Origin of the sequence: Sphingomonas sediminicola (assembly GCF_014489515.1) — a bacterium.
Classification (GTDB): Bacteria; Pseudomonadota; Alphaproteobacteria; order Sphingomonadales; family Sphingomonadaceae; genus Sphingomicrobium; species Sphingomicrobium sediminicola.
In genome coordinates this window covers 1,130,473-1,145,486 of record NZ_CP060782.1, presented here as the reverse complement: position 1 = coordinate 1,145,486, position 15,014 = coordinate 1,130,473, and the positions used below count along the sequence as shown (strand labels likewise).

The 15,014-nt window shown below is 62.3% G+C and carries 12 protein-coding genes and 6 pseudogenes; 3 read left to right on the top strand and 15 right to left on the bottom strand.

From position 1 onward, the window contains the following. Positions 1 to 208: 208 nt before the first annotated feature. The 3 genes and pseudogenes from H9L14_RS06165 to H9L14_RS06155 form a co-directional block, all read left to right on the top strand. Positions 209 to 688, top strand: a complete 480-nt coding sequence (locus tag H9L14_RS06165) for a substrate-binding domain-containing protein (RefSeq protein WP_187709623.1) — start codon at positions 209 to 211, stop codon at positions 686 to 688. Beyond that, a pseudogene (locus tag H9L14_RS06160) lies at positions 685 to 1,652 on the top strand (FecCD family ABC transporter permease). The gene H9L14_RS06165 and the pseudogene H9L14_RS06160 overlap by 4 nt, the downstream one beginning before the upstream one ends. Positions 1,653 to 1,758: 106 nt before the next feature. Beyond that, positions 1,759 to 2,361, top strand: a pseudogene (locus tag H9L14_RS06155) (ABC transporter ATP-binding protein); the annotation flags it as partial. Here H9L14_RS06155 and fabZ read toward each other — a convergent pair. From fabZ to H9L14_RS06090, 15 genes and pseudogenes are all read right to left on the bottom strand, one after another. After that, positions 2,358 to 2,825: a 3-hydroxyacyl-ACP dehydratase FabZ gene (fabZ, locus tag H9L14_RS06150; RefSeq protein WP_187709620.1), complete on the bottom strand. Its 468-nt coding sequence runs from the start codon at positions 2,823 to 2,825 to the stop codon at positions 2,358 to 2,360. The pseudogene H9L14_RS06155 and the gene fabZ sit on opposite strands and share 4 nt — an antisense overlap. Positions 2,826 to 2,829: 4 nt before the next feature. After that, positions 2,830 to 3,417 (bottom strand): OmpH/Skp family outer membrane protein, encoded by a 588-nt coding sequence (locus H9L14_RS06145; protein WP_187709619.1) that lies wholly within the window; start codon positions 3,415 to 3,417, stop codon positions 2,830 to 2,832. Further along, positions 3,417 to 6,137 carry an outer membrane protein assembly factor BamA gene (bamA, locus tag H9L14_RS06140; RefSeq protein WP_187709618.1) on the bottom strand — a complete coding sequence of 907 codons (2,721 nt, stop codon included), beginning with the start codon at positions 6,135 to 6,137 and terminating at the stop codon, positions 3,417 to 3,419. The genes H9L14_RS06145 and bamA overlap by 1 nt, the downstream gene beginning before the upstream one ends. Positions 6,138 to 6,218: 81 nt before the next feature. Next, positions 6,219 to 7,348, bottom strand: a pseudogene (locus tag H9L14_RS06135) (M50 family metallopeptidase). Next, positions 7,348 to 8,505: a 1-deoxy-D-xylulose-5-phosphate reductoisomerase gene (locus H9L14_RS06130; RefSeq protein ID WP_187709617.1), complete on the bottom strand. Its 1,158-nt coding sequence runs from the start codon at positions 8,503 to 8,505 to the stop codon at positions 7,348 to 7,350. Before H9L14_RS06130 ends, H9L14_RS06135 begins: the two are co-directional and overlap by 1 nt. After that, positions 8,502 to 8,899 (bottom strand): annotated as a pseudogene (locus H9L14_RS06125) (phosphatidate cytidylyltransferase); the annotation flags it as partial. The pseudogene H9L14_RS06125 and the gene H9L14_RS06130, both read right to left, overlap by 4 nt. Continuing rightward, positions 8,863 to 9,078 (bottom strand): hypothetical protein, encoded by a 216-nt coding sequence (locus H9L14_RS15690; RefSeq protein WP_343070280.1) that lies wholly within the window; start codon positions 9,076 to 9,078, stop codon positions 8,863 to 8,865. The gene H9L14_RS15690 and the pseudogene H9L14_RS06125, both read right to left, overlap by 37 nt. 139 nt (positions 9,079 to 9,217) lie before the next feature. Beyond that, positions 9,218 to 9,343, bottom strand: a pseudogene (locus H9L14_RS17360) (undecaprenyl diphosphate synthase family protein); the annotation flags it as partial. Next, a complete protein-coding gene (uppS, locus tag H9L14_RS06120) occupies positions 9,295 to 9,879 on the bottom strand; it encodes a polyprenyl diphosphate synthase (protein ID WP_425506901.1) in 585 nt (194 codons plus the stop codon). The pseudogene H9L14_RS17360 and the gene uppS, both read right to left, overlap by 49 nt. Continuing rightward, entirely contained in the window at positions 9,876 to 10,436 is a 561-nt protein-coding gene (gene frr, locus H9L14_RS06115; protein WP_187709616.1) for a ribosome recycling factor, read from the bottom strand. Before frr ends, uppS begins: the two co-directional genes overlap by 4 nt. Before the next feature lie 2 nt (positions 10,437 to 10,438). Beyond that, positions 10,439 to 11,103: pseudogene (pyrH, locus tag H9L14_RS06110) on the bottom strand (UMP kinase). 139 nt (positions 11,104 to 11,242) lie between these two features. Continuing rightward, entirely contained in the window at positions 11,243 to 12,187 is a 945-nt protein-coding gene (gene tsf, locus H9L14_RS06105) for a translation elongation factor Ts (RefSeq protein ID WP_187709615.1), read from the bottom strand. A gap of 93 nt (positions 12,188 to 12,280) precedes the next feature. Then, on the bottom strand, positions 12,281 to 13,036 hold the full coding sequence (gene rpsB, locus H9L14_RS06100; RefSeq protein ID WP_187709614.1) for a 30S ribosomal protein S2: 756 nt from the start codon (positions 13,034 to 13,036) through the stop codon (positions 12,281 to 12,283). A gap of 408 nt (positions 13,037 to 13,444) precedes the next feature. Then, the gene (locus H9L14_RS06095) at positions 13,445 to 14,263 is read right to left on the bottom strand and encodes a CDP-alcohol phosphatidyltransferase family protein (protein ID WP_187709880.1); all 819 of its coding nucleotides are present in this window, start codon (positions 14,261 to 14,263) and stop codon (positions 13,445 to 13,447) included. After that, complete coding sequence (locus H9L14_RS06090) at positions 14,263 to 15,006, bottom strand: phosphatidylserine decarboxylase (RefSeq protein ID WP_187709613.1); 744 nt, start codon at positions 15,004 to 15,006, stop codon at positions 14,263 to 14,265. Before H9L14_RS06090 ends, H9L14_RS06095 begins: the two co-directional genes overlap by 1 nt. Between the last annotated feature and the right edge of the window lie 8 nt (positions 15,007 to 15,014).

The following is a 15,014-nucleotide window of genomic DNA, read 5'->3' as shown; positions in this document are numbered from 1 at the left end:
CCGATGAGTATCTGCTGCTGCTAGCCAGGCCGCAGGAGATCGCGAGCGTCAGCTTCCTCTCGCAGGACCCGCAGGAATCCCGCTCTGGAAGCTGGCGCGCAGGCATCCTTCGAACCGAGGCTCGCTTGAAGACATCCTCGCGCAAAAGCCCAGAATCGTCCTGACAATGGGTGGCGGAGGACGAGCGACCTCGCTCATCGCTAACCGAATGGGCATTCGCGCGATTGACCTTCGCCCCGCGAGCGCGATCGAAGACGTCGCTTCGAACTTTAAGGCAGTCGCAAGTGCGCTGGGAGACCCTAAGAGAGCAACGCTGTGGCTGAAGCGCCTGGCCAGGCTTCGCGCCACTGCACCAATCAAGGCCCGAGATGCAATCTGGCTTGGTGGCGCCGGCCAGACGATCGGCGTTCCATCGGTTGGCGCCGACTGGATGCGTCTTGCCGGGCTCGCACAGAGACCGCTGAAGGGCGATCGCATATCGCTGGAAACGCTACTCGTCCGTCCTCCTTCCGTGCTCGTTCAGAGCACCTATCGGCATGGCGAATTCTCTCGCGGCGCACAGTGGCTTGATCATCCGATCGTCCAGAATGCGAGAGCCAAGTGGCTGCGCGCCGACGGGCGCTCTTGGACCTGCATGGGGCCGCTGGTCATCGGTGAGATCGAACGCTTTCGATCGGAGCTTCGATGAGCCGCAGCTGGTCCGCATCATTGATCGTCATCGTCGCCCTTATCGCGGCACTTAGCCTGCTGACGCCGCTCAGCAGCCTGCTGGAGCTGCGAAGGACTGATCCAGATCTGGCGTTGGCGTTAATCGAAGAACTCCGGCTTCCTCGGACCCTGCTGGCTCTTGGTTACGGTGCGGTACTGGGGATGACCGGCGCAGCGCTTCAGGCAACCTTCGCCAACCCCCTCGCTTCGCCCGACATCACGGGTAGCAGTAGTGGAGCCGCGCTTGGCGCCGTGGCTGGATCCTATTGGTTGGGAATTACCGGCCCATTGGCCCTCGCCGCATGCGGCGCTGCGGGCGCCGCGCTGGCGCTGGCTGCACTGTTCGCGATTGCAGGGCGTCGGAGCGAAACCGCGACCTTGCTTCTTGCCGGCATTGCCATCGCGCTCGCCGCCGGAGCGGGCACTAGCCTTCTTCTCGCCCTCGCTCCTTCGCCTTTCGCATTTTACGACAGCTTCGAATGGCTGATGGGGAGCTTTGTCGATCGGAGCCTTCCGCAGGCAGCGGCGGCTCTGATCCCAGCGGCGATCGCATGCGGTCTGCTCGCAAGTCACGGCAAAGCGCTCGACATGATGGCGCTTGGCGATGACGTCGCCGGCTCGGTCGGTTATCGACCACGCCGCCTCGCCGTCGACGTCGTGGCCCTCAGCGCGATTGCCGTAGGCGCGTGCGTGTCGGTCTGCGGGCAATCGCCTTCGTCGGCCTTATCGCTCCTTATGCGGCACGCACGATCACGCGGGGACATCCGGGTCAGGCGTTGCTGCCAGCCGCGGCGATTGGTGCAATCCTCCTTCTTCTCGCGGATCTGATCGTTCGCGTGGCTCCAGCGGGCCGATCGATTCCGGTCGGGGTCATCACGACAGCAATCGGCACGCCACTGTTCATCTGGATCGTCGTTCGGATGCGCCGGACGGTGGCGTCATGACGTCGCTCCTGGAAGCGCGAGACATTGCGATTGCCGGTCGGCTCAATCCGACGAGCGTCGATGCCGGGCCGGGTAGCCTGATCGCCCTGATTGGCCCAATGGTGCGGGGAAGACGAGTTTGCTGCGCACGCTCGCAGGCATTGAACGCGAGATGGGCCAGATCCTGGTCGACGGCGAGCCGATCAACGAAGCGCCTCCAGCGCGTCGGATGCGTCTGCTGTCATTTCTTCCCGCTACTCGAAGCCTGGTCTGGCCGATCGCAGCGCAGGATGTGATCGCGCTCGGTCTGCCCTCACCGGATCCAGCGAGGATTGTAGAGCTCGTCGAACTCCTCGAGCTTGGCAATTTGGCAGCTCGCCCTGTCAATCAATTGTCGACTGGCGAGCGGTCGCGGGTCCTGCTGGCCCGGGCTCTTGCGGCCAGGCCCCGGCTGATGCTGCTCGACGAACCCTTGTCGAACCTCGACCCTTATTGGGTCCTTCGAACGCTGCAGATCCTGCGCGGCGAAGCCGACACCAGCGGGTGCACCGTGCTGGCCTCCGTCCACGACCTGAGCCAGATCATGGCCTTCGATCGAGCATTGCTAGTCGATCGTGGCGGAATAGTCATGGATGGATCACCGGCAGTGGCCCTGGAATCACCCGAGTTTTCCACCGCCTTTCGTGTCGAGAAGGCGGGCTCGGCCTGGCGAATTAGCGATAAGTTTTAGGCCGACGGCGGGTCGGCGATCATCGCCGTAAAATTTGCTTCCGCAGCCAGCTTGCCTTCGATGGTTGCACGTCCGGCGAATTTACAGACCGTGGAGCGTTTCTGGACGAATTCAACCTCAAGCTTGAGAATGACGCCTGGCTCGACAGGCTGGCGGAACTTCGCGCCGTCGATAGCCATGAAATAGACGAGCTTGCCGCTGTTCGCGAGGCCGAGGGATTCGACCGCGAGTACGCCCGCCGCCTGGGCTAGCGCCTCCACGATCAGCACGCCCGGCATGATCGGCCGCCCGGGAAAATGCCCCTGGAAGAAGCCTTCATTGATGGTCACGGCTTTGATCGCGACGATCTTATGGTCCGGCTCGATGCTCTCGACCCGGTCCACGAGCAGCATTGGGTAACGGTGCGGAAGCGCCGCCATCACCCGCTTCACATCAAGCGGTCCGATAGCGGCGCCTTCCGTCATTCGCTTAGCGGCCCTGCGGCTGCTGCTGCGCCGGAGCGGCCGGAGCAGTCGTCGAAACGCTCGGCAGCTGCTGATTCAGGGCGGCCAGGACGTCATTGGTGACATCGAGATTTGCACCCGAGGCCAGCGTTGCACCCGCCTCGAGCATTACGTTGGCGCCGCGGCGCTGCATGACCTGCTGATAGATCGGGCCGAGCTTCGTGCTGATCTGCTGCGAAACATAGGCCTGGTTGCGCTGGATCTGGTTCGTCTGACGAGCAATCTCCTGAGCGCCCTGCTGCTGCTTGGTCTGGAATGCCTTGATGCGAGCCTGCAGCGCCGCATCGGGCTCCTTGCCCTTGAGGGCCTCGACAGCCGCCTGAAGCGACTGGCCTTCGGTCTTCAGCGGAGCTGCGAGGGTGGCTTCACGCGACTTCAGGGCAGTCACCTGGCCTTCGAGCGCGGTTTTCGCGGCCTTGCAGGCGGTGCACTCGCTGCTGACCTTTTCGAGGTCGACAACTGCGATCACGGCGCCGGGAATGGCCTGGGCAGAAACGCCCACGGGAGTGAGAACCATCGCTGCGAAGGCAGCGGTCATTGCAATCTTACGCATTAGAATTGTGTTCCTACGTTGAAGCTGAAGAGTTTTGTGTCGTCGCCTTCCTGCTTGAGGATCGCCTTCGCGAGGTCGATCCTGAGCGGCCCGAAAGGCGAAACCCAGTTGACGCCTACACCTATGGCCAGGCGCGGCTTCGGCGAATTGCCGACGAAACGTTCGCGATATCCCGACGTGAACGTATAGCCCGAAGCGCAATTCGCCTTCGTCTGACCCGGATCGAGCGTTACCACCGATCCTGTCGTTCCGCTCGGCGGCGAGCAGAAGCCCGGAATATCCTGCAGCGCCGGACTCTTGAGTCCCCAGACCGAGCCGACGTCGACAAATGCGGAAGGTCGGAGTCCGAAGCTCTTCAACGCGGAACTGGTCGGGAATTCTAGTTCGACGCGGCCCATATAATAGGCTCGCCCGCCGAGCGCATCGCTAACACGATTGCTGGCAGATACGAACTCGCCGTTCTCGTCGTAGTCCTCACGCAGGATACGCGGGCCGATGCCGCGGATGTCGAAACCGCGAAGCTGGGTTCCGAAAAAGCGGTCGGTGATGCGGATCGCGTCGCGGCCCGGTCCCGGCGCCTTCTCGAGCGGATGGATATACCCGCCCTCTGCACGAGCCGAGAAGACCCAGCCGCTGCCAAGGAATGGCGGCTGCCAATATTTGATGCCGCTGAAGCGCGACCGCACGTAGCGAACGTCACCGCCGAGGCCCGCGAAGTCCTGTGAAACGACGAGTGACTGGCCGCGCGTCGGGCGGATGCCGTTCGTATCGTTATAGACGATCGAATAGCCGACCGACGACGTCAGGCGCCTCCCGAGCTCGTCGCATAGATACTGACCCGCCTTCTTGGGGTCGCACGCCGCCGGCAGCGGGCCATTACTTCCAGTGAGAGGCCCGCTTCCATCCGGATCTGCAACAAGGTCCGGATCGGTGAAGAAGGTGCCCTTATCGAGGGTGATATTGTCGAGGATGAGCGAGTAGCGCGTGCCCAACGTAATATATTCGGTAATCGGGAATCCGAGGCGGAGCGCGGTGCCCGTGCTCGTCTGCGAATAGGTCGTGTTCCGCTGATTTCCGACGAAATTGAAGCTGTTGTAGTCGCGCCGAAAGATGTCGCCGCCGAGCAGGATCTGCTTGTCGAACAGATAGGGTTCGACGAAGCCAAGCTGGATCGACTTCGAATAGCGCGACCAGTTCACGCCCGCGTTGAGCTCCTGGCCTTTGCCCATGAAGTTCCGCTGAGCGATCGAGAATGCCAGGATGAATCTCTCGAGGCTCGAATAGCCGGCGGATAGCTGGAGCTCGCCCGTCGACTTCTCTTCAACGTTGAGGCCGAGAACGACCCGGTCCGGACTGGAGCCTTCCGTCTGCTTGATCTCCAGGTTCTCCTGGAAGAAGCCGAGCGACTGCAGGCGATCCTGCGAACGCTTCACCTTCAAGGCGTTGAAGGCGTCGCCCTCGTTGACGCGGAACTCGCGGCGGATGACCTTGTCGCGCGTTGAGGTGTTGCCCTGGATATCGATGCGCTCGACGTAAGTGCGAGGCGTATCGCCAACCCGGAAAGTAATACCCATCACGTGCTTTTCGGCATCGCGATTATAGGCCGGATTGATGTCGGCAAAGGCATAACCGAGGCCGCCGGCTTCCTCATTCAGCTTGGTGACGGCATCCTCGACCGCCTTGGCGTTGAACCAGTCGCCTTCTTTGAGGTTGACCGTCTGGACGATCTTGTCGGGCTGAAGGTCGCGAAGCGCGCTTTCGGCTTCGATCTTGCCGAAACGATAGCGCGGGCCCTCTTCGACCACGTAGGTGATGACGAAGTCGCGGCGGTCCGGGGTTAGCTCGGCCAGCGCCGAGACGACGCGGAAATCCGCGTAGCCTTCGGTCAGATAGAAGGCGCGAAGCTTCTGCTGGTCGGCCGCAAGACGGTCGGGATCGTAGCTGTCATTGGACTTGAGGAAGCCCAGGACGCCGCCGGCCTGGCGCGTGTACATCTCCTTGCGGAGCCGCCCGTCGTCGAACGCATCGTTGCCGATGATGTTGATGCTGCGGACCTTGGACTTGTCGCCCTCATAGATCTCGAACACCAGGTCGACGCGGTTCTGTTCGAGATTGACCACCTTCGGCTCGACGCGGGCGGCGAAGCGGCCTTGGCGCTTGTAAAGCTCGATGATGCGCTCGACGTCTGCCCGGGCCTTGGAGCGCGTGAAGATCTCGCGAGCCTTCAGCTTGATTTCGGGGAGGATCTTGTCGCTCTTGATCCTCTTGTTGCCCTCCAGAACGATCCGGTTGATGACCGGGTTTTCCTGGACGGTGATCACGATGTTGCCAGTCTCGGCGCCGGTGATGACGACGTCGGAGAATAGCTCAGTCCCGTAAAGGTCCTTGAGCGCCGTATCGAGCGTCTCGGCGGAATAGCTCTGACCGGGCGAAAGATTTGCGTAGGAGCGGATCGTCTCCGGCTCCAGGCGTTGGTTGCCGCGAACCGCGATGGAACGGATCGTTCCCTGCGTTGCCGGTGCAGGAGCAACGGACACCGGAGTTGGTGCAGGTGCCGGTGTCGCGGGCGGATTCTGCGCCGGTGCCGGAGCGGGCTGCGCCGCGAGCGGATCCGACTGCTGCGCCTGCGCCAATACGGGTACCGACCAGCCGCCCAGGATGGTTCCGGCGAGGAAGACCGCGCCTGCGCGATTGCCAATAAACTTACGCTCTGAAGTCACGCGTCCCCGCCTTTTGTGCAAGAATCAGCGGCCGCCCCTCAGCGGTCCGCAGGAATGGTGTGCAGCCCTGCCCTAACCGTCCTAGCCAATCAAGCGCCCAAGCCGTTCCCACAAGCCGAACGACCCCAAATCGTTGACGGTTGTGAAGATGAGCAGGGCCAGGATGAATGCGAGACCGCCCGGAACGCCCAGTCCTGAGCACGCGGGCTGACCGGGCGACGCTGCACGGCCTCGATTCCGTAGAATAGGAGATGTCCACCATCCAGCATGGGGACTGGCAAGAGGTTGATGAATCCGAGATTAATTGAAAGCAAAGCGAGCAGGCTCAGGAAGTCCACAAGCCCCAAACTCGCCTGCTGGCCCGCGACCTGAGCGATCTTGAGTGGACCTCCAAGTTCCTTGACCGAACGTCTTCCGGTGATGATCTGCCCCAGCGCCTCCAGCATCGTCCGAGTCATCTGCCAGACATAGGACGTGGCAGCTGGTACGAGCTTGAGTGGCGGCACCGGCTCGAACACGATCCCGACGGGCGACACGCCCAGCAAGCCCCTTCGATAGGTCTGCCCGAACCTGTCCCTTTCGACGTCAGTGCCCAACGTCACCTGGATCGCTCGAACCACTTGCTCGCGTTCAAGCTCGATAGTGACCGTCTCGCCGGGGCGAAGCATGGCGTAGTTGCGAAGCTCTTCAAATGTCGGGGTCGGACGTCCACCGATAGACAGGATCCGGTCGCCCGGCTGGATTTGCGCGGTCGCGGCCGCGCTTTCCGGCTGGACCTCGCTGACGATAGGAGGCGTCCTTGGTGCTCCATAGATCGCGAAGAAGGCCGAAAAGATAAGGATCGCGAGCAGGAAATTCGAGACTGGGCCGGCCAGCACGATCAGAAACCGCTGCCAGATCGGACGCAGGTGAAAGCTTATCTTCTGCTGCTCAGGCGTAAGTTGTTCCTGATCGGCCGGAGCGCTCGCAGCATGTTCGTCGCCGACGAACCTCACGTAGCCACCCAGCGGGAGCCAGCCCACCTTCCACCGTGTACCACGCTTGTCTGTCCAGCCCGTGACCTCGTGCCCGAATCCGATTGAGAAGATCTCGGCGCCGACCCCCAGCCAGCGAGCGACCAGATAATGGCCAAGCTCATGGATGAAGACGAGCGGTCCGAGCGCGCAGACGAACGCGATCAAGATCAGCCAGATTGGCGGTTGCGACAGCATCAGGCGCAGCGCCCTTCGATCATTGCGGTCACATCAGTGCGGACTTTCCGGTCGATTTCAAACACATCTTCGATGGATCGCGGAGCCGGGCTTTCATTTTCTTGAAGAGCCATATCGACCAACTTGCTGATGTCCGGGAAGGAAATCTTGCCGTCGAGGAAAGTCGCGACGGCCACTTCGTTTGCGGCATTGAGCGCCGCCGGCGCCGACCCACCTGCCTCAAGTGCTTCTCGCGACAGTCGAAGCGCCGGGAAACGCTCGAGGTCGGGCTCCCCGAAATCCAGTCTCGCTATAGCGGCAAGATCGAGGCGCTGGGCTGGCGTCGGCATGCGTTCCGGCCAGGCCAGCGCATAGGCGATCGGAATCCGCATATCCGGCGAACCTAGCTGGGCCAGCACAGACCCGTCGATGAATTCGACCAGCGAATGGATCACCGACTGCGGGTGGACGAGAATGTCGATGCGCTCGGACGGAAGCCCGAAGAGATAATGCGCCTCGATCAGCTCGAGCCCCTTGTTCATCAGGGTCGCCGAATCGACCGAGATCTTTGCTCCCATGGTCCAGTTCGGATGCGCCACGGCCTGAGCTGGCGTGGCGTTGCGCATAGCCTCCGCCGAAGCCGTCCTGAACGGTCCGCCGCTGGCAGTCAGGATGATCCTTGAGACCTGGTCGATGCGGCTCCCCGCAAGCGACTGGAAAATGGCGTTATGCTCGCTGTCGACGGGAAGCAGGGTGGCGCCGCTGGTCTTTGCGGCTTCGGTCATCAGGTCGCCAGCGGTGACCAATGCCTCCTTGTTGGCAAGAGCGACGGTCTTCCCCGCCTCGACAGCCGCCATGGTCGGTCGCAGCCCCGCACAGCCGACGATAGCCGCCATGACGAGATCGGAGTCGCCCGTTGCTGCTCCTACCAGCGAATCGGCGCCAGCGGCCGCCTGGCAACCGCTACCCTGAAGCGCATCTTCCAGGTCGCGAAGCCGGCTCTCGTCCGCGATGACCGCAAGCCTGGCGTTAGTCCGTCGGGCTGCGTCGGCGAGCGCGTCCACGTTCACAGCCGCCGTCAGGGCCGTGATCTCGAACTTGTCCGGCGATCGCTCGATGAGGTCGAGCGTCGATTTCCCGATCGAGCCGGTGGAGCCGAGAATTGCGACTTTCTTCACGCTAAGCCCGCTGCCTGCGCCGCAACGGTCAGAACCGCAACTGGAACTAGGCCATCAAGACGGTCCAGGAGACCGCCGTGTCCCGGCAGCCATGACCCGGAATCCTTGATCCCGGCCATCCGCTTCATCTTGCTCTCGAACAGATCGCCGGCCTGCGCGGCAACGGCGAACAGGGGTGCGAGTGGAAGCAGAGCCCAGTTGAGATCCGTTGAGAGAACCCAGGCTGCTCCGAGCAATGCTGCAGCGGCCATTCCGCCCACAGGCCCTCGACCGTTTTGCCGGGACTTATCGTGGGTGCGAGCTTGCGCTTCCCAAAGCGCCTGCCCGCGAAATAGGCGCCGATGTCGGTCGACCACGTCACAACGAAAACCCACAGCAGCAACGATAGGCCCTGATCGCCGCTCCGGTCGCGGATCCAGAGAAGGGCGAGTGCAGGCAGCAGGCAGTAGAAGAAACCGCCGACTGACCAATGAAGGCCCAGCCCCGGACAATCCGCATCCATTCGTAGAACATGCCCGTGGCCGCAGCGGCGACCAGGAATGCGAAATAATATCCACCCAGCACCGCCGCCATGAGCGCGACGACGACCATGGCGATTCCAGAGATGACACGGGTTGTTAGCTCGTTCACCGGCCTCCGAACCGCCGCTCACGGCGGCAAACTGCTCAATCGCTTTGACTAGCTCGGCCTCATCAAAATCGGGCCACAACGTCGGCGTGAAGACCAGTTCCGCATAGGCAGCCTGCCACAGCAGGAAGTTTGACAAACGGACTTCGCCGGAAGTCCGTATCAGGAGGTCGAGTTCCGGAAGGCCATGGGTCTGTAGATGTGATCCCAACGCCTCCTCATCGATCGAGGCGGGTTCGATCTCCCTGATACTGCCTTGGTTGCGAGCTTCCGGGCTGCGGCGGCGATTTCTGCACGCGACCCGTAATTGAGCGCCACGACGAGCGTCAGCCGCCTATTCGACTGAAGGCTCGCCATCGCCTTTTCAAGGCGTTTCGACAGATCGGGCCCGAAAGCCTCGTAATCCCCGATCAGCCTGAGCTTCACGCCCTCTTTGGCGAGCGAATCCAGCTCGCGTTCAAGATAATAGCCGAGCAGCCCCTTAAGGTCGGACACTTCCTCCTCGGGGCGGCGCCAATTCTCGGACGAAAAGGCATAGAGGGTAAGGACTTCTACGCCATTTTTGACGGCAGCCCGCAATGTTCGTCGAACAGCCTCTGCGCCCGCCCGATGGCCTGCAACACGGGGCAGCCCGCGCTTATTCGCCCAGCGGCCGTTGCCGTCCATAATGATGGCGACATGGCGCGGAACCGACCCGCCTTCTTTGGCCGGCCGCTCAGCTTCGTTCGGAGCGGCGGCAGGCGTCACTTGCCGAGGATTTCCTTTTCCTTGGTTTCTGCCGCCGTATCGATCTCCTTGATCGTATCGTCCGTCAGCTTTTGTACCTCAGTCTCGAGGCGCTTGCGCTCGTCCTCGCTGATGTCGTGCTTCTTCTCGTCAGCCTTGAGATGCTCCATGCCATCGCGGCGGACATTGCGAACGGCGATGCGCGCCTTTTCCGCATATTGGCCAACCAGCTTGGCAAGCTCCTTGCGACGCTCCTCCGTGAGTTCGGGGATCGGCAAGCGGATCATCTGACCGTCGGTGATCGGGTTGAGGCCGAGTCCGGCGGAGCGAATTGCCTTCTCGACGGGCTGCACGTTCGAACGATCCCACACCTGGACCGAAAGCATGCGCGCCTCTGGCACGGAAACAGTCGCTATCTGGTTCAGCGGCATGTTCGCGCCGTAGACCTCGACGTGAACGGGATCGAGCAAAGCCGTCGATGCGCGTCCTGTACGAAGGCCGGCGAGATCATGCTTCAGTGCTTCGAGCGCGCCGTGCATTCGGCGCTGGAGGTCGGATTTATCGATGCTCGTCGTCATGCTTACTCTCCCTGGACGACCGTGGCGGTCCCGCGGCCCTCGATGATCTCTGCGAGATTACCGGGCTGGCGGATGTTGAAGACCACGATCGGAATATTGTTGTCGCGGCACAGCGCAACTGCCGCTGCATCCATGACCTTAAGGTCGTCGCTCAACACCTTGTTGAAGCTCAGGCTTTCGTAACGGGTAGCGTCGGCTTTCTTCTTTGGGTCGGCAGTGTAGATCCCGTCGACGCTGGTGCCCTTGAACAAGGCGTCGCAGCCCATTTCGGCCGCCCGCAACGCTGCGGCGGTGTCGGTTGTGAAGTAAGGATTGCCCGTGCCGGCGGCGAACAGGACGATCCGGCCCTTCTCGAGATGCCTGAGTGCCCGGCGGCGAATGTAGGGCTCGGAAACGCTGGCCATCGGGATCGCCGACATCACTCGGGTATCGACACCTTGCTTCTCCAGTGCATTCTGAAGTGCCAGTGCGTTCATGACCGTTGCCAGCATTCCCATGTAATCCGCGGTCGCCCGGTCGAAGCCTTTCGCCGCTGCAGCCATGCCCGGAAGATGTTGCCGCCGCCGACGACCAGGCACAGTTCGTGACCCTTGGCCTTTGCCGCGGCAATTTCGCTTGCCAGTCCTGCGGCAGCTTCCGGGTCGATGCCGAACTGGCCCTGCCCCATCAGCGCCTCACCCGAGAGCTTCAGCAGGATCCGGTTGAAGCGTGGGCGGGTCATTCGGGCGCAACGTCCTTCAGATATGGAAAAGGCGGACACGCTTTAGCGCGCCCGCCTCATTTTCCAACAGCCAAGACAAAATGTCTTAGGCGACCGGTTCAGCCTTCGAGGAGCCGGCAGCCGCCGCGACTTCCGCCGCGAAGTCTTCCTGCTTCTTCTCGATGCCTTCACCGAGCTGGAAGCGGGTGAAGCTCTTTAGGACGATGCCCGTGCCGGCTTCCTTCGCTGCCTGCGCGACGACGTCCGCGACCGGCGTCTTGTTGTCCATCACGAACAGCTGCGACAAGAGCGCATTGTCCTTGCGGAACTTGCCGAGGCCGCCTTCGACCATCTTCTCGACGATGTTCTGTGGCTTGCCACTTTCCTTCGCCTTTTCCATCGCGATCGCGCGCTCACGCTCGACCAACTCCGGATCGAGCTCGTCCGCGTTTAGCGCCAGCGGGTTCGCAGCCGCGACATGCATCGCGATCTGCTTGCCAAGGGCGGTTAGCGTTTCGGACGGAGCAGCGCTCTCGAGAGCGACCAGCACGCCGATCTTGCCGAGGCCCGGAACGACCTGGTTGTGGACGTAAGGAACGACAACGCCCTCCTTCACTTCCACGACCGCGGCGCGGCGCAGCGACTGGTTCTCGCCGATCTTGGCGATGTTGTCCGTCAGCGTCTCGGCAACCGTTCCACCCGACGGGTAAGCAGCGCTCGAGAGCGCCTCGATGTCAGAGCCGTCCTTCAGTGCGATCTGTGCAACGTTGCGGACGAAATCCTGGAAGATCTCGTTCTTGGCGACGAAGTCCGTCTCCGAGTTCACCTCGACAACCGCACCACGAGTTCCTTCGACGGCCACGCCGACGAGGCCCTCTGCGGCCGTGCGGCCTGCCTTCTTGGCGGCAGCCGCGAGGCCCTTGGCACGCAGCCAGTCGATGGCGGCTTCCATGTCGCCATTGGCTTCAGCAAGCGCCTTCTTGCAATCCATCATCCCGGCGCCGGTGCGCTCACGGAGTTCCTTCACGGTCGCGGCCGTAATCTCAGCCATTTCTCTAATTCCCTCTAAGGGCCCCGCGTGTCGCAGGAGCTCGTTCAAGCTTGAATGTAAGTACTGCTCCCCCGCTTCGCGAGGGAAGCAGACTTAAGCTTCGAGCGCGGCTTCAGCCGGCGGTTCGGCCATCGCACCGATGTCCTCGCCACGGGCAGCGGCATTGCCGGTACGGCCGTTGCTGACAGCCTGGGCAACCGCGTCCGTGTAGAGGCGGATCGCGCGGCTGGCGTCGTCGTTGCCCGGAACCGGAAAAGCAATGCCGCTCGGGTCGCTGTTCGAATCGAGAATCGCGACGACCGGGATCCCAAGAACGTTGGCTTCCTTGATCGCCAGTTCTTCCTTGTTGGTGTCGACGACGAACATGATGTCCGGCAGGCCGCCCATGTCGCGAATGCCGCCAAGCGACTTTTCGAGCTTGTCGCGCTCGCGGGTCAGCTGAAGGACTTCCTTCTTGGTGAGGCCGGCGGTGTCGCCCGAAAGTTGCTCTTCAAGCGTCTTGAGGCGCTTGATCGAGTTCGAGATCGTCTTCCAATTGGTCAACATGCCGCCGAGCCAGCGGTGATTGACGAAGTGCTGGCCCGAAACCTTCGCGGCTTCAGCGACGGCATCCTGCGCCTGGCGCTTGGTGCCGACGAACAGCACCTTGCCGCCGCGCTGGACGGTCTGAGTGACGAAGTCGAGCGCGCGGGAGAACAGCGGCACGGTCTGCGACAGGTCGATGATGTGAACCCCGTTGCGGTCGCCGAAAATGTACGGCTTCATCCGCGGGTTCCAACGGTGGGTCTGGTGGCCGAAGTGCGCTCCGGCTTCGAGCAATTGCTGCATTGTGACGACGTTGGTCGCCATGGGTAGTCTCCTTCCGGTTGTGCCTCAGCGGAGCCATGTAACCAGCCTTACGACTGGCACCGGTATGTTAGCTCCGCCTGTGGGATGGCGGGCCAGTTAGCGGAAGGAGCTATTTCTTTCAAGGGCGCAGGCGCGCGTTCAAATTGCCACTTGACGAACCAGAACAAAGCAGGAACATTGTTCCGTCCCAGCAGCTTGGCGCAACCCGAAACGGAACAAAGCGAGTTCGTTACGGTTGTGCCACCAAACAAGGGACGTCGCTCATGCTTGCACCGCTCGCTACCTTGGCTTTCCTGTCGGCACTCTGGCTGACCGCAGCCGTTTTCACCGAAATGTTCGTACGCACCGGGTCGCGCATCGCCGCGGCCCTGCGTGGCGAAACACCAGCCGTCCGTGGAACGTCTCTGGTTATTCGGTCGCGACCGGCTCGCGCGCGGATTGCGAAGCGGAAGCCGATGCGGGCGCAGCCGCAATTGCGCGCCGCCGCCTGACCCGCTGATACGACGCGAAGGCAAACGGCAGCATAGCCAGATACAGTAGTGCGACGATCAAAAGCGTGACCCATGGCGCGCGGATCAGGGCGGCGCCGAGCAGCGCGACGCCCGCAAGCGCAAACAAACGCCAGCCACTTCGAATTCGGATCGACGACCAGCTGTAGGTTGGAAGGCTCGAGATCATCAGCGCCGCGATGAAGAGCGTCCACGCCATCACCGGCTCCCAGCGGCGGAACACCTCGTCGCCCGTGATCAACCAGAGAAAGATTGGGACGAAAGCCAACCCTGCCCCGGCGGGAGCAGGAACCCCTGTATTGAAGCCGGCGGACTTGTGCGGCTGCTCGGTGGCATCGATTCGAGCATTGAACCGGGCGAGCCGAAGAGCGCAACAAACCGCCAAAGCGAGCGCAGCGATCCATCCGAATCTTGGTGCCGTCTGAAGCGACCAGAGAAACAGGATCAGCGCCGGAGCAGTCCCGAAGGCGATATTGTCGCTGAGCGAGTCCAACTCCGCACCGAACCTGCTCTGAGCCCTCAACAGCCGGGCAATGCGGCCGTCAAGCCCATCCAGCACGCCGGCGAACACGACTGCGGCCAGGGCCTTCTCCCATTCAGCGCCGATCGCGAAGCTGACTCCGGTCAGTCCGAAGCACAGGGCCAGCAGAGTGATCGCGTTGGGGATCATCGCACGGAATGGAATACCGTGCCGCAGGCGTTGCTCGGGCTCGTCCATCACTGGCTGAACCCGATCAAGTCCGGCTGAGCTCCGAGTTCGGCGATCACCGTCTCACCCGCAATCGCCCTCTGTCCGAGCAGGACCCGAGGCCCCGTACCCGCAGGCAAGTAGACGTCGACGCGGCTTCCGAAGCGGATCAGCCCTACCCTCTCGCCCGCTTCGACCTGGTCGCCTTCGCGAACGAAAGTCAGGATCCGGCGTGCAACCAGCCCGGCGATCTGCGTGAAACCGATGCGGACGCCCGCTGCGGTCTCGACGACGACATGCTGTCGCTCATTGTCCTCGCTGGCCTTGTCCAGATCGGCATTCACGAACTTGCCGGGGATATAGGCAACCTTGCGGACGCGCCCGCCGACCGGCGAGCGATTAATGTGCACGTCGAAGACGCTCATGAAGATCGATACGCGCGTGTATTCCGCGCCGTCGAGGCCGTCCGCGCCAGCGAGTTCTGGCGGCGTGGGCACCCTGCTGATCATCGTGATGAGGCCGTCCGCCGGTGCGATTACGATATTATCGCCGCGAGGCGTGGTTCGGATCGGGTCGCGAAAGAAAGCGAAGATCCAGACCGTCAGGCCGACCAGCAGCCATGCGATGAACTGCCATCCGAGCAGGAAAGCGAATAGCGTCAGCGCTGCCGAACCGGCGGCGAACTTGCGCCCTTCAGGGTGGGTTGAAGGGAAGCGCCATTTGACGGTGGTTGGGGTGGTCAGGGCGCCATTAGGCTTGTCCAGAGAAGGCATGCGCACTC